This window comes from Achromobacter sp. UMC71 (assembly GCF_014170305.1).
Lineage (GTDB): Bacteria > Pseudomonadota > Gammaproteobacteria > Burkholderiales > Burkholderiaceae_B > Achromobacter.
Window position 1 is genome coordinate 40,501 of the sequence record NZ_LZZT01000010.1, and the last position, 21,254, is coordinate 61,754.

General features: G+C 68.5%; 20 protein-coding genes. 11 read left to right on the forward strand and 9 right to left on the reverse strand.

Annotated features, from left to right (window positions below):
* Nucleotide 1: 1 nt before the first annotated feature.
* Nucleotides 2–1,030: a cyclase family protein gene (locus A9974_RS03710; RefSeq protein WP_183002810.1), complete on the reverse strand. Its 1,029-nt coding sequence runs from the start codon at nucleotides 1,028–1,030 to the stop codon at nucleotides 2–4.
* A 185-nt stretch (nucleotides 1,031–1,215) separates the two neighbouring features.
* Here A9974_RS03710 and A9974_RS03715 point away from each other — a divergent pair, with 185 nt between their 5' ends.
* Together A9974_RS03715 and A9974_RS03720 are read left to right on the forward strand one after the other, a co-directional pair.
* A complete protein-coding gene (locus A9974_RS03715) occupies nucleotides 1,216–2,211 on the forward strand; it encodes a tripartite tricarboxylate transporter substrate binding protein (protein WP_183002811.1) in 996 nt (331 codons plus the stop codon).
* Nucleotides 2,208–2,930: an SDR family oxidoreductase gene (locus A9974_RS03720; protein ID WP_183002812.1), complete on the forward strand. Its 723-nt coding sequence runs from the start codon at nucleotides 2,208–2,210 to the stop codon at nucleotides 2,928–2,930. The genes A9974_RS03715 and A9974_RS03720 overlap by 4 nt, the downstream gene beginning before the upstream one ends.
* 72 nt (nucleotides 2,931–3,002) lie before the next feature.
* Here A9974_RS03720 and A9974_RS03725 read toward each other — a convergent pair whose 3' ends face one another.
* Entirely contained in the window at nucleotides 3,003–3,398 is a 396-nt protein-coding gene (locus tag A9974_RS03725) for a hypothetical protein (RefSeq protein WP_183002813.1), read from the reverse strand.
* A gap of 138 nt (nucleotides 3,399–3,536) precedes the next feature.
* Here A9974_RS03725 and A9974_RS03730 point away from each other — a divergent pair, with 138 nt between their 5' ends.
* Nucleotides 3,537–4,175, forward strand: a complete 639-nt coding sequence (locus tag A9974_RS03730) for an alanyl-tRNA editing protein (protein ID WP_183002814.1) — start codon at nucleotides 3,537–3,539, stop codon at nucleotides 4,173–4,175.
* Between the two features lie 25 nt (nucleotides 4,176–4,200).
* On the opposite strand, the gene A9974_RS03735 is transcribed toward A9974_RS03730, so the two are convergent.
* Nucleotides 4,201–5,175: a GlxA family transcriptional regulator gene (locus tag A9974_RS03735; protein ID WP_183002815.1), complete on the reverse strand. Its 975-nt coding sequence runs from the start codon at nucleotides 5,173–5,175 to the stop codon at nucleotides 4,201–4,203.
* On the opposite strand from A9974_RS03735, the gene A9974_RS03740 reads away from it, so the two are divergent.
* Nucleotides 5,170–5,850, forward strand: a complete 681-nt coding sequence (locus A9974_RS03740) for a DJ-1/PfpI family protein (protein ID WP_183002816.1) — start codon at nucleotides 5,170–5,172, stop codon at nucleotides 5,848–5,850. The two genes, A9974_RS03735 and A9974_RS03740, sit on opposite strands and share 6 nt — an antisense overlap.
* A gap of 51 nt (nucleotides 5,851–5,901) precedes the next feature.
* Here the strand turns inward: A9974_RS03740 and A9974_RS03745 are convergent, their stop codons facing one another.
* On the reverse strand, nucleotides 5,902–6,384 hold the full coding sequence (locus A9974_RS03745) for an Lrp/AsnC family transcriptional regulator (protein ID WP_183002817.1): 483 nt from the start codon (nucleotides 6,382–6,384) through the stop codon (nucleotides 5,902–5,904).
* Nucleotides 6,385–6,517: 133 nt separating this feature from the next.
* Between A9974_RS03745 and A9974_RS03750 the strand changes: the two genes are divergently transcribed.
* On the forward strand, nucleotides 6,518–7,147 hold the full coding sequence (locus A9974_RS03750; protein ID WP_183002818.1) for a LysE family translocator: 630 nt from the start codon (nucleotides 6,518–6,520) through the stop codon (nucleotides 7,145–7,147).
* A 63-nt stretch (nucleotides 7,148–7,210) separates the two neighbouring features.
* On the opposite strand, the gene A9974_RS03755 is transcribed toward A9974_RS03750, so the two are convergent.
* Entirely contained in the window at nucleotides 7,211–9,109 is a 1,899-nt protein-coding gene (locus A9974_RS03755; protein ID WP_183002819.1) for an ABC transporter ATP-binding protein, read from the reverse strand.
* A 478-nt stretch (nucleotides 9,110–9,587) separates the two neighbouring features.
* Complete coding sequence (locus A9974_RS03760) at nucleotides 9,588–13,214, reverse strand: ABC transporter ATP-binding protein (RefSeq protein WP_183002820.1); 3,627 nt, start codon at nucleotides 13,212–13,214, stop codon at nucleotides 9,588–9,590.
* Nucleotides 13,215–13,308: 94 nt separating this feature from the next.
* On the opposite strand from A9974_RS03760, the gene A9974_RS03765 reads away from it, so the two are divergent.
* Nucleotides 13,309–14,277 carry a LysR substrate-binding domain-containing protein gene (locus A9974_RS03765; protein WP_183002821.1) on the forward strand — a complete coding sequence of 323 codons (969 nt, stop codon included), beginning with the start codon at nucleotides 13,309–13,311 and terminating at the stop codon, nucleotides 14,275–14,277.
* A 67-nt stretch (nucleotides 14,278–14,344) separates the two neighbouring features.
* The gene (locus A9974_RS03770) at nucleotides 14,345–14,869 is read left to right on the forward strand and encodes a DUF4952 domain-containing protein (RefSeq protein ID WP_220805831.1); all 525 of its coding nucleotides are present in this window, start codon (nucleotides 14,345–14,347) and stop codon (nucleotides 14,867–14,869) included.
* A 30-nt stretch (nucleotides 14,870–14,899) separates the two neighbouring features.
* Here A9974_RS03770 and A9974_RS03775 read toward each other — a convergent pair whose 3' ends face one another.
* From A9974_RS03775 to A9974_RS03785, 3 genes are read right to left on the reverse strand one after another with little or no spacing between them, the layout of a single operon-like run.
* A complete protein-coding gene (locus A9974_RS03775) occupies nucleotides 14,900–15,691 on the reverse strand; it encodes an ABC transporter ATP-binding protein (protein WP_183002822.1) in 792 nt (263 codons plus the stop codon).
* Nucleotides 15,679–16,449: an ABC transporter permease gene (locus A9974_RS03780; RefSeq protein WP_183002823.1), complete on the reverse strand. Its 771-nt coding sequence runs from the start codon at nucleotides 16,447–16,449 to the stop codon at nucleotides 15,679–15,681. The genes A9974_RS03775 and A9974_RS03780 overlap by 13 nt, the downstream gene beginning before the upstream one ends.
* Nucleotides 16,450–16,467: 18 nt before the next feature.
* Nucleotides 16,468–17,463, reverse strand: a complete 996-nt coding sequence (locus A9974_RS03785) for an aliphatic sulfonate ABC transporter substrate-binding protein (RefSeq protein WP_183002824.1) — start codon at nucleotides 17,461–17,463, stop codon at nucleotides 16,468–16,470.
* Nucleotides 17,464–17,666: 203 nt separating this feature from the next.
* Between A9974_RS03785 and A9974_RS03790 the strand changes: the two genes are divergently transcribed.
* Genes A9974_RS03790 through A9974_RS03805 form a run of 4 tightly spaced genes read left to right on the forward strand, consistent with a single transcriptional unit; the run spans nucleotide 17,667 to nucleotide 21,194 of the window.
* Nucleotides 17,667–18,854 (forward strand): FAD-binding oxidoreductase, encoded by a 1,188-nt coding sequence (locus A9974_RS03790; RefSeq protein WP_183002825.1) that lies wholly within the window; start codon nucleotides 17,667–17,669, stop codon nucleotides 18,852–18,854.
* Nucleotides 18,838–19,500 (forward strand): HutD family protein, encoded by a 663-nt coding sequence (locus A9974_RS03795; RefSeq protein ID WP_183002826.1) that lies wholly within the window; start codon nucleotides 18,838–18,840, stop codon nucleotides 19,498–19,500. The genes A9974_RS03790 and A9974_RS03795 overlap by 17 nt, the downstream gene beginning before the upstream one ends.
* Before the next feature lie 15 nt (nucleotides 19,501–19,515).
* Nucleotides 19,516–20,265 carry an electron transfer flavoprotein subunit beta/FixA family protein gene (locus A9974_RS03800; RefSeq protein ID WP_183002827.1) on the forward strand — a complete coding sequence of 250 codons (750 nt, stop codon included), beginning with the start codon at nucleotides 19,516–19,518 and terminating at the stop codon, nucleotides 20,263–20,265.
* A complete protein-coding gene (locus tag A9974_RS03805; RefSeq protein ID WP_183002828.1) occupies nucleotides 20,265–21,194 on the forward strand; it encodes an FAD-binding protein in 930 nt (309 codons plus the stop codon). Before A9974_RS03800 ends, A9974_RS03805 begins: the two co-directional genes overlap by 1 nt.
* The last annotated feature ends 60 nt before the right edge of the window (nucleotides 21,195–21,254 follow it).

Sequence of the window (21,254 nt, forward strand, 5' to 3'; positions counted from 1 at the left end):
TTTATACGGTGGCGATCGGGGTCACGGGCGAGCCCACCGCGCCGGGCATGCGCAGGGGCGGGGCGGTCAGCAGGAAGCGGTTGCGGCCCTGCGCGTGCAGCCAGTCGGCCAGCGCCTTCAGGTACCACAGCTCGGCCAGCGGCACGCCTAGCTTGAACAGGCAGTGATGGTGCAGCGGCAGGATCGAATGGCCGGGGCCCGAGGTGCGCGCCGGATACGATTCCACCGCGTAGTTGTCGGCGCAGATCGCCGCGAGGCCGCTGTCGGTGATCCAGCCCAGCAGCGCCGGGTCGGCTCCGTCCAGCACCGCGCCGGTCTGTTCCAGCTTGTGAGGGTCAGGCTGGCCGTTCATTTCCACCAGCGTTTCGGCGAAGCCCGTGCGCAGCACCAGCATGTCGCCGGGCTCCACCACGACCTTCTGTTCACGCATCGCGGCCTGCAGCTGGGTATGGCCCACCAGCGTGCGGCCGGGGCCGAAGGCACGCGCCAGGTCGACCAGCACGCCGCGGCCCTGCATGCCTTTTTCGGCGTAGCGGCTGACACTGAGCCTGCGCGCGTACGAGCCGCCCGGCGGGCAGCAGGCGTCGGCATCGTCGCCGCCGAACACGTCCACGCCGGCCGCGTAGCCGTTGTAGTAGACGCGGCGCGCCTGGCCGTCGCCCTGGATATCGAACTGCGCGCCCACGTGGCACAGGCCATCCCATTGGGTCGAGTACTGCATGCTGAGCGTGACCTGGTCGTCCGACAGCACGTCCACGGCCTCGGGCTGCAGGCGCGACATGGCGAAGTTCAGGTAGGGCGCGCCATCGCGGAACGTGGGCTTGAGCACCGGCGCGTGGCGGCGCGGGTTCAGCACGTTGCCGCCCGGCAGGTCCAGCGGCAGCGATAGGCAGAACACTTTGCCCGTGCGCACCTCGCGCACGGCCTGCAGCACTTTTTCCTCGGTCAGCAGGTTCAGGCGGCCGAGTTCGTCGTCGGGGCCGAAATCGCCCCAGGTGGATCCTTCGGGCCGTTGCGTCCAGCGTTTCATGGGCTTGTCTCCGGTCTGTTTTTCGTGTGCTTGTGAATATAGTACGTATTTACGTACTATAGGTAGTGCCGCCGGTTGAAACGGCCCAGGCCGCCATGACCGGCGAGCGACAACAGAGGGTGATCCGCCGCCGGCGGACCCAAAAGAAATCCGCGATTCAAGCGGATTCGCGAGGAGACAGATCCATGACGCAATCCCTGCATGGCCGTGCCGGGCGCCGCGCGCTGGCCGCGGCCGCCCTGTCGGCGCTGGTTGGCTCGGCGGCGCACGCCGCCGGTTACCCGGAACATCCCGTCACCGTGGTCGTGCCGTATCCACCGGGCGGCGGCGCCGACATCTTTGGCCGCGCCATCGCCAATGCCTTGCAGCCTGGGCTGAAGCAGACCGTGCTGGTCGAGAACAAGCCCGGCGCGGGCGGCAATATCGGCATGGCCTATGTGGCCCGCGCCAAGGCCGACGGCTACACCCTGGGCCTGGGCACCATCGGCACGCAGACCATCAACCAGTTCCTGTACGCCAACATGACGTTCGATCCCGCGCGCGACCTGGTGCCGATCGCGCTGGTGTCGACCACGCCCAACGTCATCGCCGTCGGCGCCAAGTCGCCCTACAAGACGGTGGCCGACGTGATCCAGGCGGCCAGGCAGTCCAAGGACAAGAAGCTGACTTATGCCTCGCCGGGCATCGGCTCGTCGGTGCACCTGACCGGCGCCTACTTCGAGGCCATGGCCGGCGTGACCATGCTGCACGTGCCGTTCAAGGGCACGTCGGCGTCGCTGCCGGCGGTGGCGGGCGGGCAGGTCGACCTGCTGTTCGACAACCTGCCGGGCGCGCTGGCGCAGATCAAGGACGGCAACCTGGTGCGCGGCGTGGCCGTCACCTCGGCCACGCGCGATCCGTCGCTGCCGAATCTGCCCACGGTCGCCGAATCCGGCCTGCCGGGGTTCGACGTCACCGCCTGGTTCGCGCTGTACGCGCCGCGCGGCACGCCCGAGCCGGTGGTCAAGCAATTGATCGAGGCGGCCCGCGCCGGCCTGGCCACGCCGGCCATCGCGACCAATTTCGCCACCATGGGCGCCAAACCCGGTACGCTGTTCGGCCCCGACCTGGCCGCCTTCGAGCGCGACGAACGCAAGAAGTGGGGCGGCCTCATCAAAGACAAAGGAATCACCGCGCAATGACTGCCCCTATCGCATTGGTCACCGGCGGCAGCCGGGGCATTGGCCGCGCCATCGTCGCGCGCCTGCTGCAGGACGGCTTTGACGTCGTCAACTTCAGCCGCCGCCCGCCCGACGAGGCGCTGCCTGGCGAAATCTTCCAGTCCGTGGACCTGGGCGACGCGTCGGCCACCGTCGCCGCGGCCACCGCGCTGGTCGCAAAGCGGCCCGTGCTGCACCTGGTCAACAACGCCGGCATGATCCAGGTGGCCGACATCGACGCCGTCACTCAGGAAGACCTGGCGCGCACCGTGGCGCTGAACCTGACCGCGCCGCTCCTGCTGATGCAGGCGCTGTTGCCCGGCATGCGGCAGGCGGGCTACGGGCGGGTGGTCAACATCGGCAGCCGGGCAGCCCTGGGCAAGCCGGGCCGCAGCGTCTACGGCGCCACCAAGTCGGGCCTGGTCGGCATGACGCGCACCTGGGCGCTGGAGCTGGGCAAGGCCGGCATCACGGTCAACGCCGTGGCGCCCGGGCCGATCGCCACGGAACTGTTCGACCAGTCCAACCCGCCGGGCGAGCCCAAGACCGTGGCGCTGGAAGCGTCGATTCCGGTCGGGCGGATCGGCCGGCCGGAAGACGTGGCGCATGCGGTGGCCGGGTTTCTCGACTCGCGCGCCGGCTTCATGACCGGGCAGGTGCTGTACGTGTGCGGCGGGATGTCGGTGGGGCTGGCAGGGTAGGAGACGGCGGCGGCCCCGGCATGCCATGGCGGGGGCCGCCGCCGGCAGGCGCGCGCCGCCGGGTCAGCCGGGTCAGTCGACGACGCTGCGGCCATCCAGCGGCCACGGGAAGTCCGGCGTGATCGTGACCTGCAGCCCCTGTTGCGACAGCATTTGGTGCAGTCGGATGACCTCATGCGCCAGGATGTTTTCCGCCACAGGCTGGTGTTGCGCGACCAGGTCGCGGGCGTGCTTGACGCCGGTTCCCAATGCGGCCGACAAGCGGGCGATGGCGATGGCCGTGCCCAGGCCGCCGGGCGCGACCCGCAGCGTATAGGGCGTGCGGTCGTGGAAGGGATGATCGGGGTTGGTGGTGGCCACCATCCAGCCGCAGGCCGGGCAGCGCGCGATCAGGCTCATGCCCTGTGCGCTCACGACTTGGGGTTGTCCGCACTCGGGGCAAGGGGAACGCGTGATTCGTTCGGTCATGGCTTGGGCGCGAGAAAGGGGGGCGATGGAACAGCCTGATGATACTGGCTGTACCGGGCCGCAACCCGGCAAAGTGTACCGGTGCGGCCACGCGCGCCGTCGTTATGATGCGAGCATCTCCCGCCTGGCGCCGCCGCCATGACCCGCAAGATCTTCTGGCAGGACCCTTATCTGACGACGCTCGAGGCCCGCGTCGCGCACGTGGACGGCGCCCAGGTGCTGCTGGACCAGACGATCCTGTTCGCATTCTCCGGCGGCCAGGAAAGCGATGCCGGCACGATCGGCGGTTATCCCGTGCTGCAGGCCGCCAAGCGCGGCCTGGAGATCGTGTACACCTTGCCCGCCGGTCACGCGCTGCAAGCGGGCGACGCGGTGACGACGCGCATCGACTGGGAGCGCCGCTACCGGCTGATGCGGCTGCATTTCGCGGCCGAGATGGTGCTGCAACTGATCTACCGGCATTGTCCGGGCATCCTGCGCACCGGCGCGCATATCGCACCGGCCAAGGCGCGGATCGATTTCACCCATGAACAGAGCCTGGCGCCGCAACTGGCCGGCATCGCGCGCGAGGCGCAGGCGTGGATCGACGGCGACCATCCCATCGTCACGGCGTTCAGCGACCTGGCCGCCGAGCGCCGCTATTGGGAGGTCGACGGCTTCGCCAGAATGGCTTGCGGCGGCACCCATCCGCGGACCACGGGCGAGGTCGGAGGCCTCGCGCTCAAGCGCAAGAACCCGGGGCGCAATAGCGAGCGTGTCGAGATCATGCTGGCTTGACACGCGGGGGCTGTCCGGCCGGGCCTCAGGCAGCGGGGCGGTTTTGGCCGACGATGTGCCGCAGCGTCTTGCCGGACACCTTGCCCGAGGCCTGCAGCATTCCGGCGCGTTCCTGCCGCAGCCGGCGCAGCACTTCGGCCGGCGTCACGCCGAAATGCGCCGCGAATTTGCGCTGGAAGGTGCGGCGCGACATATGGCAGGCGTCCGCCATGTCGTCCACCGACCAGCGCGCCGACAAGCTGGCCTCGATCTTTTCCACCAGATCGCGAAACGGCGCGGCCATGCGGTCCTGCAGCCGCAGCGACTGGCTGTACTGGCGCTGGTCGCCGTTCCTGCGCATGAACACCACCAGGCGGCGCGCCACGTCCTGCGCCACTTGCGGGCCGACGTCGCGTTCGATCAGGGCCAGCGCCAGGTCGATGCCCGCCGTCACGCCCGCCGATGTCCAGATCGCGCCGCTTTCGATATAGATGCGATCGTCTTCCACCCGCAGTCCCGGGTGCAGCTGGCGCAGCCGGTCGGCCGAGCGCCAGTGCGTCGTCACGCGGCGGCCGTCCAGCAGGCCGGCCGTGGCCAGCAGAAAGGCGCCGGTGCAGACGCTGCAGGTGCGGCGCGCCTGCGGGCTGCGGCGGCGTAACCAGGCCAGGGTTTCGCCATGGGCGCTGGCCTGGTCGATGCCGGGGCCGCCCGGCACGAACAGCATGTCGATCGGCGTGTCGTCGTCCTGGCCAAGGGTGGCGTCCACCTGCATGCGCAGGCCCTGTTCCCAGGTGGCGACCACGGGCGCGGCCGCCACGGTGGTCAGCCGGTAGTTCGCGCCGCCTTCCTCGTTGGCGGCACTGAAGGCCTGCCAGGGCCCGGCCAGGTCCAGCGGCTGGAAACCGTCGTACAGCAGGAAGACAATGTGTTTTGGCGCGATCGCGGCCGCATTTGGCGCCCGCTCGCCGGCGCGTCCGCCTACGCTGGCATTTTCATTGTGCAAAGGAGCATCGTCATGCATGTGAATATTCTCTTGTTCGAAGGGCTGACCCAGCTGGATATGACGGGGCCTTACGAGGTGCTGGCCGCTGCGCCCGACGTTACCGTGGATTTTGTCGCAAAAACGACCGCGCCGGTGCGCAGCGATCGGGGCCTGCGTTTCGTGCCGACCCAGGCGCTGGACTCGGCGCCGCCGTGCGACCTGCTGGTGGTGCCGGGCGGACCGGGCACGGATGATGCCATTGTTGATCCGGACTGGGTAGCCTTCACGCGTCGCCAGGGGCTGGCCGCAAGCCACGTGTTCGGTATTTGCACCGGGTCGCTGCTGCTGGGCGCGGCGGGCCTGTTGCGCGGCAGGCGCGCTTCCAGCCATTGGCGCGCACGCGAACTGCTGTCGTATTTCGGCGCCATCCCTGCCGATGAGCGCCTCTGCGTGGACGGCAAATTTTTCACCGCCGGCGGCGTCACGTCGGGCATCGACATGGCCTTGCTGGTCGTTGCCACGCTGTGCGGCGACGACGTGGCCAAGCGGATCCAGTTGCAGATCGAATACGACCCTAAGCCGCCGTTTCCGGGCGGCACGCCCAAGACGTCGGAATCCGCCATCGTGCAACGCTACCTGGATCTGTCGCAAGCGCGCTTCGAGTCGCGCCGCGCGGCGGTCGAGCGGGCCGCGGCGGCGATGCCGCGGGACTAGCCGTGGCATGCGGCAGCGGAACGGGGCGGGCAGGCAGCCCAGGTCGAACGCCTACCGCCCCAAGTGATCCAGTGGCAGCGGGCTTTGCGGCTTGACGGTCTGAATCGCGAAGTTGCTGCGAATGTCCTTCACGCCGGTCAGTTTCAGCAAGGTGCCCAGCAGAAAGGTCTCATAGGCGCGCAGGTCCGGCACCACCACCTGCAACAGGAAATCGGATTCTCCCGACACCAGGTGGGCGGCCACGACTTCCGGCAGGGCGCTGACCTCCTTGCGGAACTGGGCGGCGTCGCGCTCATGGTGGCGTTCGACCTTGACGCCGACGAACACGGTCAGGCCCAGGCCGACCTCGTCCGGCGCCAGCCGCGCCTCGTAGCCCTGGATCACGCCGGCTTCTTCCATTAGCCGCACCCGCCGCAGGCAAGGCGACGGCGACAGGCCGATCTGCTCGGCCAGTTCGACATTGGTCAGGCGGCCGTTCTTCTGCAGGGCTTCCAGAATGCGCCGGTCGTAGGCGTCCAATTCTCGTTTTGGCATGGAATAAAGATATCGGTTAGATAATTGGTTCAGTATGCCAATCATGATAATCATGGTGGCAGGAATAGCAAGCACATGCTGGCGCCTTTTCCCTAGAATGACCGCTCGTCAACAGGGTGCGGGGAGGGCGGTCATGGCCGATATGGCGTTGTTTCTCGGGGCGTTATTGATTGTCTATGTGGTGCCGGGACCCGACATGATCCTGCTGCTCGAAACCGGCGCGCTGCGCGGCCGTGCGCCGGCGCTGGCCGTGGCGCTGGGCCTGGCGATTGCCCGCGCCGCCCATGTGACGCTGGCCGCATTGGGGTTGGCGGCGCTGTTCAAGACGCACCCCTGGGCCTTCGATGCGGCGCGCACCGTGGGCGGCTGCTACCTGGTCTGGCTGGGCGTGCGCCTGCTGCGCGCCGGGCCCCTGTCGTATGACGTCGCCGCCGAGGCGCAGGCGGCCGCGCGCGGCAAGGGCCTGGGCGCGGCGTTGCTGAGCGGCGTACTGACCAATGTGCTCAACCCCAAGGCGTTGCTGTTCTGCTCGGTGCTGTTGCCGCAATTCGTGTCGCCCGCGCAAGGGCCCATCGGCCAGCAGTTCGCGGTGCTGGGCGTGATCCTGGTCAGCCTGGGGCTGACGTTCGATGTGCTGTGCGCGCTGGCCGGCGGCGCGCTGGGCCGCTGGCTGGCTGCCCGGCCGCGCATGCGCAAGTGGCAGGGCGCGGTGTTCGGCACAGCGTTGATCGGGTTCGGCTTGCGCTTGACGTTGAGCCGCTAGCGGGGAAGGCTGCGCGCCGCCCGGACCCAAAAAAACGGGCCTGACAATGTCAGGCCCGTTTCACTACTTGCCGAAGGCGAAGGACGTTTCGTCCTGGTCTTCGTCCTCGCCGTCCGTGCGCGGGGGCTTGGGCTGGGCGCCGTCGGCCAGCATTTCCGCCTGCGTCAGGCCCTTGGTCAGTTCCAGGGCCTGGCGCTCGAACAGGCGCCGGTACAGGCCGCCCTTCAAACGGATCAGCTGGTCATGGCTGCCTTCTTCGATGATGCGGCCATGGTCCATCACCAGCAGGCGATCCAGCGCGCGCACCGTGGACAGGCGGTGCGCGACCACCAGCGTCGTGCGGCCTTCCATCAGGCGTTCCATGGCCTGCTGGATCAGCACTTCGCTTTCGCTGTCCAGGCTGGAAGTGGCCTCGTCCAGGATCAGGATGGGCGCGTCCGCCAGGAACGCCCGGGCGATCGCCACGCGCTGGCGTTCGCCGCCCGACAGCTTCACGCCGCGCTCGCCTACCAGCGTTTCATAGCCCTTGGGCAGCGCCATGATGAAGTCATGCGCACTGGCCAGCCGCGCGGCCTGCTCGATATCGGCCTGCGTCGCGCCGGGACGGGCGTAGGCGATGTTCTCGGCCAGCGTGCGGTGAAACAGCACCGGCTCCTGCTGCACGATCGCGATCTGGCTGCGCAACGACGCTTGCTTCACCTGGGCGATGTCCTGCCCGTCGATGGTGATGTGGCCGCCATTCACGTCGTACAAACGCTGGATCAGTTTGATGAACGTGGTCTTGCCCGAGCCGGAATGCCCGACCAGCCCGACCCGCTCTCCCGGCGCGATGCGCGCCGAGAAATGGTCGTACAGCGCCGTGTCGTGCCTGCCGTAGCGAAACGTGACGTCCTCGAAGCGGATTTCACCGGCGCCGATGCGGATCTCGCCCGCGCCGGGACGGTCGTCCACGCCCAAGGGGTGCTTGGCCATCGCCACCAGTTCTTCCATGTCGTTGACCGAGCGCTGCAGGTTGCGGATGTGCATGCCCACGTCGCGCAGGTGGCCCTGCAACATGAAGAACATCGTCAGTGCGAAGGTGATGTCACCGACGCTTGCCTGGTTGCGCGACCACAGGAACAGCGACGCGCCCAGGATGCCGGCTTGCATGGCCACCAGCATCGCGCCCTGGACCCCGCCGTTGATGGTGGCGCGGACCCAGGTGCGGCGCGTGCGGCGGCGCCACTTGTCGACCACGCGGCCCAGGCGGGCTTCTTCGCGCGTTTCGGCGCCGAAGGCCTTCACGACCGGGTTGCAGCTGACCGCGTCGGCCAGGGCGCCGCCCATGCGGGTGTCCCAGGCGTTGCCCAGCCGAGCGGCCGGCGCGACATAACCCAGCGACAGCGCCGCGGTGACGGCGATGTACAGCACCGAGCCCAGGCCCACCACCAACCCCATGATCGGCCAGTGCACGCCCAGCAACGCGGTGGCGCCGACCAGCATGACGATGGACGGCAGCAAGGCCACCAGCAGCGTGTCGTTCAGGACGTCCACCGCCCACATGCCGCGCGTGATCTTGCGCACCGTGGAACCGGCGAAGCTGTTGGCATGCCAGTCGGTGGAAAAGCGCTGCACGCGGTAGAAGGCGTTGGACACCATCTCATTCATCATTTTCAGCGTGAAGGTGATGATGTTCTGGAACACGCCCTGGCGCAGCAGCGTGCCGCCGATGCCCAAGGCGATCAGCAGCCAGAACGAGGTGATGGCCGCGCCCCAGATCATCTCGTCGGCGGCGGCGCCGGAGGCGACCGCGTCGACCAGCCGGCCCGCATACAGCGGGGTCAGCACGTCGGCCAGCGCGGACAGCAATGCCAGGCCGACGATGACGGCGGTGCGGCAGGGTTGGGCGCGCCAATAGCGGAAAGTAAAGCCGAGGACGTCCTTGAAGGCTTGTCCTCGCAGATCGATTTTTGTTCGATTCATTGCGATTGGCCGGCAACGCGGGGATGCCGGATTCCTTGTGGGAAAGGGGGTGATACGACCTGCGCCGTCAGGCGCGGGCATTGCGTTCAGGGGGTTGGAGCGGGCACGGAGGACCAGTCGCCAAATAGCATGGCGATGGGTCCGCGCGGGCGACGACTACTTAATGGCGTCGCGGAGATACGCGCGGGATGGCGGTATGCGGATTCATCATCTTGCGCCTCCCAGGTGTAGGTGAAGGGAAAAACATGGGCGTAGGCCCGGATTGATGATTCTATCGATTTGGTGTAGGGGAATCAACTGGGTGCTTGAGGGCTTGTGGGGTTTTTCTAACGATTGTGTTGTGTCTCGGCTTGCAGGGGGGGGCGTACTGGTGACGCCCGCCGCGGCGGCGACGGGCTCGCGTAGTGCCTTATTGGCGGGCGTTGGGGGGCGTCGCGGGGGTAGTTGGCCGCGACGCCTGGGTTGTTGACGTGGTGGGTCAGGTCGGTATCGACGCCGTGTTGCCGGTGTTGCGGTCCTGGGCGTAGGCGCCCTGGTGGCTGGCGAGTTTGGCGTAGGCGCCTTGTTTGCGCAGCAGTTGGTCGTGGGTGCCGGCTTCGGCCAGGGTGCCGTTTTCCAGGACCAGGATCAGGTCGGCGTCGCGGATGGTGGAGAGGCGGTGGGCGATGACGAGAGTGGTGCGGTGGCGCATCAGGATGTCCAGGGCGCCGCGGACCTGCATTTCGGACAGGGTGTCCAGGTGGGAGGTAGCTTCGTCCAGGATCAGGACGGGGGCGTTTTTGAGGAAGGCGCGGGCGATGGAGATGCGTTGGCGTTGGCCGCCGGACAGTTGCATGCCGCGTTCGCCGACACGGGTGGCCAGGCCGTCGGGCAAGGTGGCGACGAAGGGCGTGAGCGCGGCTTGCTCCAGGGCGCGGGCAAGGTCTTCGCGGCTGGCGTCGGGGCGAGCCAGGCGGATGTTGCCTTCCAGGGTGTCGTTGAACAGGTAGGTGTCTTGCGTCACCAGGGCGACGCGTTCGCGCAGACCGTCCAGCTGCAGCTGGCGCACGTCGACGCCGTCGAGTTTGACGGTGCCCTGGCGCGGGTCCCAGAAGCGCAGCAGCAGGCTGGCGACGGTGCTTTTGCCGGCGCCGGAGGCGCCGACGACGGCGATGGTGGCGCCGGCGGGGGCGGTGAAGGACAGGTCGCGCAGGGTGTCTTGCTGCTTGCCGGGATAGGCGAAGTAGACGTGGTCGAAGGCCAGTGACAGGCCGTGCGGCGCGACCGGCGGGGGCAGGGGGCCGTCGGTGACGGGCTCGGGCTCGTTGTTGACGACGTGCAGGCGGCGGGTGGCGGCGATGGTGTCGGCCAACTGGCGGCTGACCTGCGAGATCTCCGAGACGGGCAGGAAAGTGGCCAGCGCGATCAGCACCAGCAGCGGCAGCATGCTGGCGGACAGGGTGCCGGCCGAGACCTGCAGGGCGCCGACGACGGCGACCGCCAGGCCGCCCAGGCCCATGGCCACTTCGAACCACGCGGTCTGGCGCGAGAGGTCGCGCAGGATGTCCAGGCGGCGGCCGCGGTACTGGTCCGCGACCTTGAGGAATTCGGCGCGGCGGCGGCCGGTGGCCTGGAAGGCGGTCAGGTCGGCCAGCCCCTGGATGGTGTCGGTGGTGTGGGCGCTCATTTCACCGAGCGCGTGGCGGGCGCGGTCGCCCAGGGCGTCGACCTTGCGGCGGCCGCTGATGGGCGAGATCAGGGCGTAGGCCAGGAAGGGCAGCAGGGCCAGGGCGACGGGCCAGCTGTAGACGGCCAGAAAGCCCAGTACCGACAGGGGCACCAGCACCGAGACGATGGCAGGCGCGATGGTGTGGGCGTAGAAGTACTCGACCATCTCGACGTCTTGCGTGGCCAGCGCGACCAGGTCGCCCGAGCGGCGTTGCAGCAGATAGGCGGGCGCCAGCCGTTCCAGCTTGTCGTAGAGCTTGACGCGCATGTCGGCCAGCAACTGGTAGGCCATGGCGTGGGCCAGCCAGGATTCGAGCCAGTGGAACAGCGCGGCCAGCGGCGCGGCGATGAGCAGGCCGATGATCAATGACGAGGTGTCGCGGCCATCGCGGATGGCGGCTACGACCAGAGCGCTGAGCACGCCCACGCCGATGAAGGCGGCCACGCGCGCCACGCCCAGCAGGATGGTGGCGATCAGGGTGCCGCGCCAGGGGCGCACGACGGACAGCAGGGTGCCCAGCGTGGCGCGCCAGCCAACCTGATCGGCGTCGGCATCCAGCGGGCGCAGGGCGGGGCCTTGGCCGCTGCTGTCCTGGCCGGCGTCGGCGGGCGCACTGTCGGGGCCGGCGCGCAGCGGCTCGGCAACCGGCGTGGCCGCTGCGGGCGCGGCCAGGGCCACCGCTTGCTCATGCATCAGGCGGTAGTACAGGCCTTGCTGTTGCATCAGGTCGGCGTGCGTGCCCTGTTCCACCACGCGGCCCTGGTCCAGCACCAGGCAGCGGTCGGCGCCGATGACGCTGGCCAGGCGGTGCGCCAGGATCAGGGTGGTACGGCCGGCCATCAGGCGGTCCAGCGCTTGCTGGATCAAGGCTTCGTTTTCGGTGTCGACCGACGACAGGGCCTCGTCCAGGATCAGGATGGGCGCATCGCGCAGCAAAGCGCGGGCGATGGCCACGCGCTGGCGCTGGCCGCCCGACAGCTGCAGGCCGCGTTCGCCGATGCGGGTGGCGTAACCCTGCGGCAACGCCATGATGAAGTCATCGATGTTGGCGGCGCGGGCAGCGGCGCGCACCTGTTCGTGGCTGGCGTCGGGCCGGCCCAGCCGCAGATTGTCATCGATGGTGCCGTGGAACAGCGTGATGTCCTGGCTGACCAGGGCCATCTGGCCAAGCAGTGTCTGGGTGTCCAGCTGGTTGACGTCGTGGCCGCCGACGCGGATGGTTCCGGATTGCGGCACGCATTCGCGCAGCAGCAGGCGCACGATGGTGGACTTGCCGGCGCCGCTGGGGCCCACGATGCCGACGCGCTCGCCGGCCGCGATGCGCAGCGACAGGCCCTGGTGGGCGCGGCGTTCCGGGGTGTACGAGAAGGCGACGTCGTCGAATTCGATGGTGGGGGCCAGGTGCGACGGGACGGCGCCCGCGGGCACGTCGGGTGCGGCGGTTTGCGGGCGGGCATCCATCAGCGCGTGGATGCTGAGCGCGGCGGATTGGCCCAGCATGCCGCGGTGCAGGACCGAGCGCAGGTCGCGCAGCGGGCGGAAGATTTCGGTGCCGGCCATCAGCACGATCAAGAGGGCTTCGACGCTCATATCGCCGGCGGCCACGCGCCAGGCGCCTACCGTCAGCGCCAGCGCGGCGCCCAGGGCCACGCCCAGGTCGCTGATGCCGCGCGTCAGCAGGCTGATCGACAGCACCCAGAAGGTATTGTCCGAGAGCTTGCGGGCGCGGGCGGCCAGGCGTTCGCCCCAGGCTTTGCCCTGGCCATAGGACTTCAGCGTGGGCAGGCCCTGCACGGCGTCCAGGAATTCCTCGCCGAATTCATTCAGCGAACGGGTGCGCGCCAGGCTGGCGCGGCGGTCCAGCATGTGCACCGACATCGGGCCGAACAGCGCGAACAGCGCGGCCACCAGGAACACCAGCGCGGTAGGCACGTCCCAGAAGGCGATCACGGCGAAGATGGCGAACGGCGCGACGGCCGCGATGGCGACCTGCGGCAGGTATTGGCCGAAGAAGGTCTGCAGCTGTTCCACGCCGTCCACGACCGTCAGCATGACGCCGCCGGTGCGCTGGTTGGCGAACCAGGCGGGCCCCAGCGCGACCAGGCGGTCGTACAGCCGGGCGCGCAGCGCCTGCTGTACGTCGGCCGAACAGCGGTTGGCCTGCACGGTGCGCAGGTGATCGAACAGGGCGCGCAGCAGCACCATGGCGCCGACGCAGACGGCGGGCGCGAGCCAGTTCTGCCAGGGCGCGCCGTCGAACACGCGCGCCAGCAACTGGCCCAGGAAAACGTAGCGGGCGATGCCCGCGGCCAGTGCCAAAAGGCCCAGCAGGATGCCGCCCGCCATGGCGGCGCGCAGCCCTTCGGTCAAACGCCAAAGCCTGGAATCGAAATACATATCAATGCTCCCAACAGAGCTTGCATGGTTACGCATCCGCCGCCGGCGCGAAAGCGATAGTTATTCAATCATGGGTTGAGATAAACTCAACCCTATGTCCGATCTGCCCACCCATACACCGCCGCTGGCCGCGTTGCGTGCCTTCGAAGCCGTTGCCCGCCTGGGCAGCCTGAGCCGCGCCGCGATCGAGCTGCACGTCACCAAAAGCGCCGTCAGCCACCAGTTGCGGGCGCTGGAGGCGGACCTGGGCGTCAGCCTGCTGCGGCGGGGCGGCACGGTGCGTCGCGCGGAAACCACCGAAGCCGGCGCCGCGCTGCTGGCGTCGGTACAACAGGCCTTGACCCTGCTCGAGACCGCCTGCCGCAATGCCCGGGCCAGCGCGCGGGGCAAGCGCCGCTACAACCTGAACGTGTCGGCCAACCCCTCGCTGGCGGCGTTGTGGCTGGCGCCGCGCATCGGCCGCTTCATCGAACTGCATCCGGATATCGACATCCAGGTGTTCCTGCACGCCAGCCAGGACCCCGCCTGGAAGGCGCAGGACATCGACCTGGCCTTCCTGCATGTGCGCGCCCTGGGCCCGCACCTGGCCGCGCCCGGCGACATCCCGCTGATGACCGAGACCGTGGTGCCGGTGTGCAGCCCGGCGCTGGTGGCGCCGCAGGACCGCGACGACCCCGGCGTCTTCGCGCGGCACCGCTGGCTCGAGGAAAAGCACATCGACAGCCCGGAAACCGACTGGCGCACCTGGCGGCCGCGCCTGGGCCTGCCGGCCAGCGCCGGGCAGGACCCGCTGGTGCTGTCCGGCCTGAGCACCGTGGTGGCCGCCGCCGCGGCGGGCGTGGGCATCGCGCTAGGCCGCGCGCCGCTGATCGACGAGGAACTGGCCAGCGGCCGCCTCGTGGCATTGACGCCGGGCCTGCGCATGGCGGGCTCGTGGGGCTATGTGATGCGCATCCACGCCAACCGGCCGATGGACGCATCGCTGCCCGCGTTGGTGGAATTTCTGGCTGAAGAGGGCCGCGCCGCCGCGGCGTGGCAGAATCCGGTTGCGGCGCGCGCCTAGCGCGCCGGCCCGCGGCGCCATCTGGCGATAGGGCAAGTTTCCGCGGCCCGTTCCTGTCGAGGCGTCCTTGAATACCTTGATCGCATTGCTGTTGCGCCCGCTGCGCGCGCTGCTGTTGCCACTGGCCTTGCGGGTATCGCCTGGCGCGCTGGTGGCGCTGTCGGTCTTATCTCTGCCGGTCTTATCAGTGCCAGCCCTATTGCTGTCATCGGACGCGCAGGCCCAGGCCGCGCCCACGCCCGGCTGCCAGGATTTCCTCGAAGCCTTGGGCGGCAAGCCCGATTTCATCGAATACCAGGGCTGCCGCTTGGAACTGCGCGCCCAGGGCAAGCCGCTGGTGGCGCGCTACCGCCTGGACGGCGCGTCGGCCGCCCAGGCGGAAAGCTATTTGCAGCGCAAATTCGGCATCGCGCCGCTGCGGTTCCAGTGCTGCGGCTGGCAGACGGCGCCGCAATCCTGGCGCGACCCGAGCACGGGGCGCGAATACCTGATCGGTTTCGGCTCCGAGGAAACCCTCTATTCGTCGCGCTCGCAGTGGGGGCGGATCGAGAACTTCCACATCCGGGTCGAGCTGTACACCGAAGATATCTGAGATACCGGCGCGCTACGCGGGTCCCGCCGTTCAGTCCGCAGCCAGCTCCATGCTGCGCGTCACTTCTTCCTGCACCCGTTCCCAGATGGCGCGCTTGAGCTCGACGAAGCGGGGCGACAACTGCACGTCGGCGCTGCGCGGGTGGGGCAGGTCGTTCTGGATGTCCTGCACGATGCGCCCGGGCTTGGAGCCCATGACCGCCATGCGGGTGGACAGCGTCAACGCTTCGTCGATGGAGTGCGTGATGAAGACGATCGTCTTGCCGCTTTGCTCGTAGATCGACAGCAGCTGGTCCTGCAGCACCTGCCGGGTCATGGCGTCCAGGGCGGCGAAGGGTTCGTCGAACAGCATCACGTCCGGGTCGTTGGCCAGCACCCGCGCGATCGACACGCGCTGCTTCATGCCGCCGGACAGCGCGTGCGGGTACTTGTCGGCCGCCTGCTTCAGGCCCACCATCTCGATGTACTTGCGGGCGATGGGGGCGCGTTCCTGCCGGGACATGCCGCGCATCTTCAGGCCGAATTCCACGTTTTCCTGCACCGTGCGCCAGGGGAACAGGGCGTACTGCTGGAACACCATGCCGCAGGCGGCGGTGACGTCCGTGACCGGCTTGCCGTTGACGGCCACCGTGCCGGTGTTGGGGGTGATGAAGCCGGCCATCAGGTTCAGCAAGGTGGATTTGCCGCAGCCTGAAGCGCCCAGCAGCACCAGGAATTCGCCGCGCTTGACCTCGAGGTCCACCTTGTCCAGCACGGTGATGTCGCCATACGCCTTGGACACGTCGCGCAGGCGGATCATCGTATCGTCGCTTATCGTTGCCATGACAGTACCCATCGTTCAAGTAGACGCAAACACAGATCGGTCACCAGCACGGTGAAGCTGATCAGGACCATGCCCAGCACCACGGTGTCGGTCTGGAAGAACTCCTTGCCGTTCATGATCATGAAACCCAGGCCTTCCTTGGACGCGACCAGCTCGGCCGAAATGACGCAAGTCCAGGACAGGCCCAGGATGATCTTCATGCCGGACAGGATCTGCGGCAGACAGCCCGGGAACAGCACTTCGCGCATCACCTGCCAGCGGTTGGCGCCCAGGTTGCGCGCGGCCCGCACCAGCACCGGGTCGATGCTGCGCGAGGCCTCCATCACATAGAGCAGGGCGGGAACGAACGAGCCCATGAACACGATGCTGTACTTCTGCGTCTCGGTGATGCCGAACCACAGCAGCGACAGCGGAATCCAGCTCATGGACGGCAGCGGACGCAGGAACGAGATGATGGGATCGAAGACGGCGCGCGCCACCTTCGAGGTGCCTAGCAGGATGCCCAGCGGAATCGCCACGATGACGGCCGCCAGGAAACCCACCATCACGCGCCGGGTCGAGGCCAGCACGTTGTAGAACAACGTGCCCTGGTCCGACATCGATAGGGCGCGCGCCAGCACCTGGGACGGCGCCGGCAGGAAAATGGGATCGACCGCGCCGGCGCGGCACAGGCCTTCCCATAGCAACAGGAAACACAGCAGGGACACCACACTGACCCAGATCAGCGTGGTGTCGCGGGTAGCGGAACGCGTGGACATAAGACAGCGGCTCCGGGCTTACAGGTACGAGGCCTGGACCCAGTCCTTGACCGTGGGCGCGCGGTCGATCTGCTTCAGGGATACCAGCATCTCGGCCAGCTTCTGCATGCCGTTGACGAAATTGCCCGGATCCACCATCAGGGCCTTCTGGTCGGCGGCGCTGTACCACTGGGTCTGTTTGATGACGTTCAACTGGTCGTCGCGCGACAGGCCGGTCAGCTCCAGCAGCACGCCGGCGGCCTCATCGGGCTGCTCGGTCAGCAGGGCATTGGCCTGGAACACCGCTGCCAGGAACTTGCGCACGGCCTCGGGGTTGTCCTTGCCCAGCTTGGCGTGGGTCAGCAGCACGTCCGGCCCGGGGGTAATGGCGTATTGCTTGTAGAGCGAGAACGCGGTGTCATCCAGCAGCACGCGGGTGCCCGGCACGGCCTTGATACGGTCGAACGCCGGCGTCCAGGCGACCGCCGCGTCGATCTGCTTGCCCTGGTAGGCCGACAGGATGTTGGTGGCGGGCAGGTTGATGATGGACACGTCGCGGTCCGGGTCCATGCCGGCCTGGCGCAGCACGTCCAGCAGCAGCACATGGGCGCTGGACGCGTAGGTGACGCCGATCTTCCTGCCCTTCAGGTCGGCGACGGACTTGACGTCCTCGCGCACCAGCACGCCTTCGGCGCGGCCGAAGTTGTTGGGCGTGGCGATCACCTGGAACTGGCGGGCGCCGGCCGCCATCAGGGCCAGGGACGACACCACGCCGGTGCCGGCCAGGTCGATGTTGCCGGCCATCACGGCGCTCATGCGGTCGGACGAGGTGGCGAAGCTCTGCCACTTGATTTCCAGGCCCTGCTTGGCGAACAGGCCCGTCTTCATGGCGATATAGGCCGAATAGTGGCCCAGCCAGGCGGAGCCGCCGTAGGTGTAGGACGCGGCGGCGCGGCCGATCATCGGAAAACCCAAGGCGCTGGCGCCGGCCAGCGCGGCGGTGCGCGCCAGCATCTCGCGGCGATTCATGTTCATGCGATTTCCCCTGCTTGGATGGTGATTGACTGAAAGATTCAGGTCGCCGGCACTCTGCGTTGCGGCTGCCCAGACTTTCGCCCGCCGGCGGGCGGTGGACGTGTATATAAGCAACGTCGATGCTCAAAATCCAACGCGCTTATATTTCGAGCCCCCGGGAATCGCGGGTTCACACTCCGGCCACTTGTTCTTGGAGCCAAGTCGTGAAAAGTTATGACGTGATCGTGATCGGTGCGGGCGTGATCGGCAGTTCGGTTGCCTTCCACCTGGCCGCGTTGGGGGCGAAGAATGTACTGGTGCTGGATCGCGCGACGATCGGCGCGGGCACCACCTCGCAATCGTCCGGCATTCTGCGCACCCACTATTCGGTGCGCGAGAACGTGGAATTGGCCCAGCGTTCGTGGCGCGTGTTCAACGATTTCTCGAACTACATCGGCGACGACGAAGCCTCGTGCGGCCTGGTCAAGTGCGGCTATCTGATCAGCGCGGCCGACAACGACAAGCTGGAACCGCTGCGCGGCGCGCTGGCACAGCAGCAGGCCCAGGGTATTGCGCTGGAGCTGCTGACGCCCGCGCAGGCCCGTGAACTGCTGCCGATCGCCTCGTTCGACGACGCCGCGCTGATCGGCTTCGAGCCGGAGGCCGGCTTTGCGGATGCCTACCTGGTGGCCACCAGCTTTGCGCGCGGCGCCCGCCGCCGGGGCGTGACGATCCGGGAAAACGTCGACGTGCATCGCTTGCTGGTCGAGAACGGCCGGGTCACGGGCGTGTCCACGTCCGAGGGCGACTACGCCAGCCCGCTGGTGATCAGCACGCAGAATATCTGGACATCCGAGCTGGCCGCCTGGACCGGCGTGGCCATGCCGGTGCTGCCCGAGCGCCACGCGGTGCTGGCGCTGGAATGCGAAGCGGCGCCCTATACCTATTCGATGCCGGTCTACAAGGACCTGGCCTCGCCCGGCATGCTGTATTGCCGTAGCTATGGCGGCAACCAGATGCTGGTCAGTGAGGGCGTCGTGGGCGAAACCCTGCAGCACAGCGACGCGGAGCAGGGCGACATTGCGCTGGACTACGTGGCCGAGGTGGGGGCGCAGGTGGCCGAGCGCTTTCCGGCCTACGAGACCGCCGGGCTGGCTTCGTCGTGGACCGGCGTGTACGACGTGACGCCGGACTGGAATCCGGTGCTGGGCCGGGTGCCCGGCGTGCAGGGGTTGGTGGTGGGCTTCGGCTTTTCCGGCCACGGCTTCAAGTTGTCGCCCACCGTGGGCCGCGTGCTGGCGCAGGAAGCGTTGGGGCTGGCCACCGACGTATCGCTGGCGCCGTATGCCCTGAGCCGCTTTCAGCGCGGCGCGTTGCTGACCGGGAAGTACGGCCTTGGCGCAGTCTCCTGAATCCGGCGGCGCGTGGGGCGGCCACTGGCCGTCCTTGGCGTCCGAACCGTGGAAGAACGGCGGCGGCGTGACGCGCACGCTGGCCATGGATGAGACCTCGGCGGGTGCGGCGCGCTGGCGGGTCAGCGTGGCGGACATCGCCCGTGACGGGCCGTACTCGCGCTTTGCGGGGGATGACCGTGTATCGGTGGTGCTGTCCGGCGGGGACGTGATCCTGCGCGATGCAAGCGCGCGGGTGCTGCTGCCCCTGGGCCGTCCCGCCGCTTTCGCCGGCGATCTGGCCTGGCATGGCACGCTGCCGGGCGGCCCCGTGCAGGTGTTGAACCTGTTCGTGCGGCGCGGGGCGGCGCAGGCGCGGGTGCGCTGCGTGAGCCTGGCGCCGGCATCCGAAGCGGCCGAGTTGCCTGTCGGCGCCTTGGCGCCGGGCGGTGCGGGGCGGCACCTGCGGCTATGCCTGGCGCTGGCCGCGGGCCGCTGGCATACGCCGGACGGTCCCCACGAATTGGCCGCGGGCGATTTCCTGCTGCGGTCCGCGTTCTGTGCCGGCAAGCCCGGCGCCGGGGGCGATCACTCGTTCACGCCGGCTCGCGGCGTGCCGTCGCAGGCCGCCGGCCTGGCCGCCGTGTTGCTGGATATCCTTTACTGACCCAGGAGTGTTTTCATGAAGGTAATTGCCGCGGTCAAACGCGTGGTGGATTACAACGTCAACGTGCGCGTCAAGGCCGACCAGAGCGGTGTCGACATCGGCAACGTCAAGATGTCGATGAACCCGTTCGACGAGATCGCCGTCGAGGCGGCTGTGCGCCTGAAAGAGCAGGGCGCGGCCAGCGAGGTGGTGGCCGTGACTTGCGGCGTCACCCAAGCGCAGGAGACGCTGCGCACCGCCCTGGCCATCGGGGCCGACCGGGGCGTGCTGGTGCAGACCGACACCGCGTTGCAGCCCCTGGCCGTGGCCAAGCTGTTGCGCGCCGTGGTGGCGCGCGAGCAGCCGGCGCTGGTGATCCTGGGCAAGCAGGCCATCGACGACGATGCCTGCCAGACGGGCCAGATGCTGGCCGCGCTGCTGGGCTGGCCGCAAGCCACCCAGGCCAGCGCCATCCACATCGAAGACGGCCGGGCCCGCGTGACCCGCGAGGTCGACGGCGGCCTGGAAGTGGTGGACCTGGCGCTGCCGGCCGTGGTGACGGCCGACCTGCGGTTGAACGAGCCGCGCTATGTCACGCTGCCCAACATCATGAAGGCCAAGAAAAAGCCGCTGGACGTGACCACGCCGCAGGACCTGGGCGTGGACCCGGCGTCGCGCCTGGAGACCTTGCGGGTGGAATCGCCCGCCGCCCGCGCGCCGGGCATCAAGGTGGCCGACGTGGCCGCGCTGGTCGACAAACTCAAGCATGAAGCGAAGGTGATCTGATGACGGTCCTGGTTATTGCCGAACACGATACGCGCGCGCTGAACGGCGCCACCCTGAACGCCATCGCGGCGGCCGCCACGCTGGATCGGCCCATCCACGTGCTGGTGGCCGGCGACGGCGTGCAGGCCGTCGCCGACGCCGCCGCCCAGGTCGCGGGCGTGGCCAAGGTGCTGCTGGCGCAGGCGCCGCATTTGGCCGACAGCCTGGCCGAGAACCTGGCCGCGCAGGCGGTGGCGGTGGCTGCCGGCTATACGCACATCTTCATGGCCGCCACCGCGCAGGGAAAAAGCGTCGCACCGCGCATCGCCGCCCTGTTGGACGTGGCGCAGGTCTCGGACGTGATCGCGGTGCTGGCCGCCGACACCTTCAAGCGTCCCATCTACGCGGGCAACGCGATCGCCACGGTACGCAGCGGCTATCCGGTGGTCGTGGCGACCATCCGACCCACGGCGTTCGACGCCGCGCCCGCCACCGGCGGCAATGCGCCGGTGGAACCCGTGCCGGCCGTGGCGGATGCAGGTCTGGCCCGCATGGTCAGCCGCGAGATCGTCAAATCCGAACGTCCCGACCTGAGCGGCGCCCGCGTGGTGGTGTCCGGCGGACGCGGCCTGGGCAGCGCGCAGAACTTCAAGCTGCTCGATCCCCTGGCCGAAAAGCTGGGCGCCGCCCTGGGCGCATCGCGCGCCGCGGTGGATGCCGGTTACGCGCCCAACGACTGGCAAGTGGGCCAGACGGGCAAGGTCGTCGCGCCCGAGCTGTACGTGGCGGTCGGCATCTCGGGCGCCATCCAGCATCTGGCCGGCATGAAGGATGCCAAGACCATCGTCGCCATCAACAAGGACGGCGATGCGCCGATCTTCGGCGTGGCCGATTACGGCTTGGTGGCGGATCTGTTCGACGCCGTGCCGGAGCTGACCGCAATCGTGTGACAGGCAAAGGGCGGCCGGTGGCGCCTGGAGCCTGTGCGAGGCGCCTGAGTGTTGACAGTC

Excerpts from the sequence above, each read along its gene's own strand:
- A9974_RS03710 (WP_183002810.1), bottom strand. The coding sequence starts at position 1,030 with ATGAAACGCTGGACGCAACGGCCCGAAGGATCCACCTGGGGCGATTTC.
- A9974_RS03715 (WP_183002811.1), top strand. The coding sequence starts at position 1,216 with ATGACGCAATCCCTGCATGGCCGTGCCGGGCGCCGCGCGCTGGCCGCG.
- A9974_RS03720 (WP_183002812.1), top strand. The coding sequence starts at position 2,208 with ATGACTGCCCCTATCGCATTGGTCACCGGCGGCAGCCGGGGCATTGGC.
- A9974_RS03725 (WP_183002813.1), bottom strand. The coding sequence starts at position 3,398 with ATGACCGAACGAATCACGCGTTCCCCTTGCCCCGAGTGCGGACAACCC.
- A9974_RS03730 (WP_183002814.1), top strand. The coding sequence starts at position 3,537 with ATGACCCGCAAGATCTTCTGGCAGGACCCTTATCTGACGACGCTCGAG.
- A9974_RS03740 (WP_183002816.1), top strand. The coding sequence starts at position 5,170 with ATGCATGTGAATATTCTCTTGTTCGAAGGGCTGACCCAGCTGGATATG.
- A9974_RS03735 (WP_183002815.1), bottom strand. The coding sequence starts at position 5,175 with ATGCATGACGATGCTCCTTTGCACAATGAAAATGCCAGCGTAGGCGGA.
- A9974_RS03745 (WP_183002817.1), bottom strand. The coding sequence starts at position 6,384 with ATGCCAAAACGAGAATTGGACGCCTACGACCGGCGCATTCTGGAAGCC.
- A9974_RS03750 (WP_183002818.1), top strand. The coding sequence starts at position 6,518 with ATGGCCGATATGGCGTTGTTTCTCGGGGCGTTATTGATTGTCTATGTG.
- A9974_RS03755 (WP_183002819.1), bottom strand. The coding sequence starts at position 9,109 with ATGAATCGAACAAAAATCGATCTGCGAGGACAAGCCTTCAAGGACGTC.
- A9974_RS03760 (WP_183002820.1), bottom strand. The coding sequence starts at position 13,214 with ATGTATTTCGATTCCAGGCTTTGGCGTTTGACCGAAGGGCTGCGCGCC.
- A9974_RS03765 (WP_183002821.1), top strand. The coding sequence starts at position 13,309 with ATGTCCGATCTGCCCACCCATACACCGCCGCTGGCCGCGTTGCGTGCC.
- A9974_RS03775 (WP_183002822.1), bottom strand. The coding sequence starts at position 15,691 with ATGGCAACGATAAGCGACGATACGATGATCCGCCTGCGCGACGTGTCC.
- A9974_RS03780 (WP_183002823.1), bottom strand. The coding sequence starts at position 16,449 with ATGTCCACGCGTTCCGCTACCCGCGACACCACGCTGATCTGGGTCAGT.
- A9974_RS03785 (WP_183002824.1), bottom strand. The coding sequence starts at position 17,463 with ATGAACATGAATCGCCGCGAGATGCTGGCGCGCACCGCCGCGCTGGCC.
- A9974_RS03800 (WP_183002827.1), top strand. The coding sequence starts at position 19,516 with ATGAAGGTAATTGCCGCGGTCAAACGCGTGGTGGATTACAACGTCAAC.
- A9974_RS03805 (WP_183002828.1), top strand. The coding sequence starts at position 20,265 with ATGACGGTCCTGGTTATTGCCGAACACGATACGCGCGCGCTGAACGGC.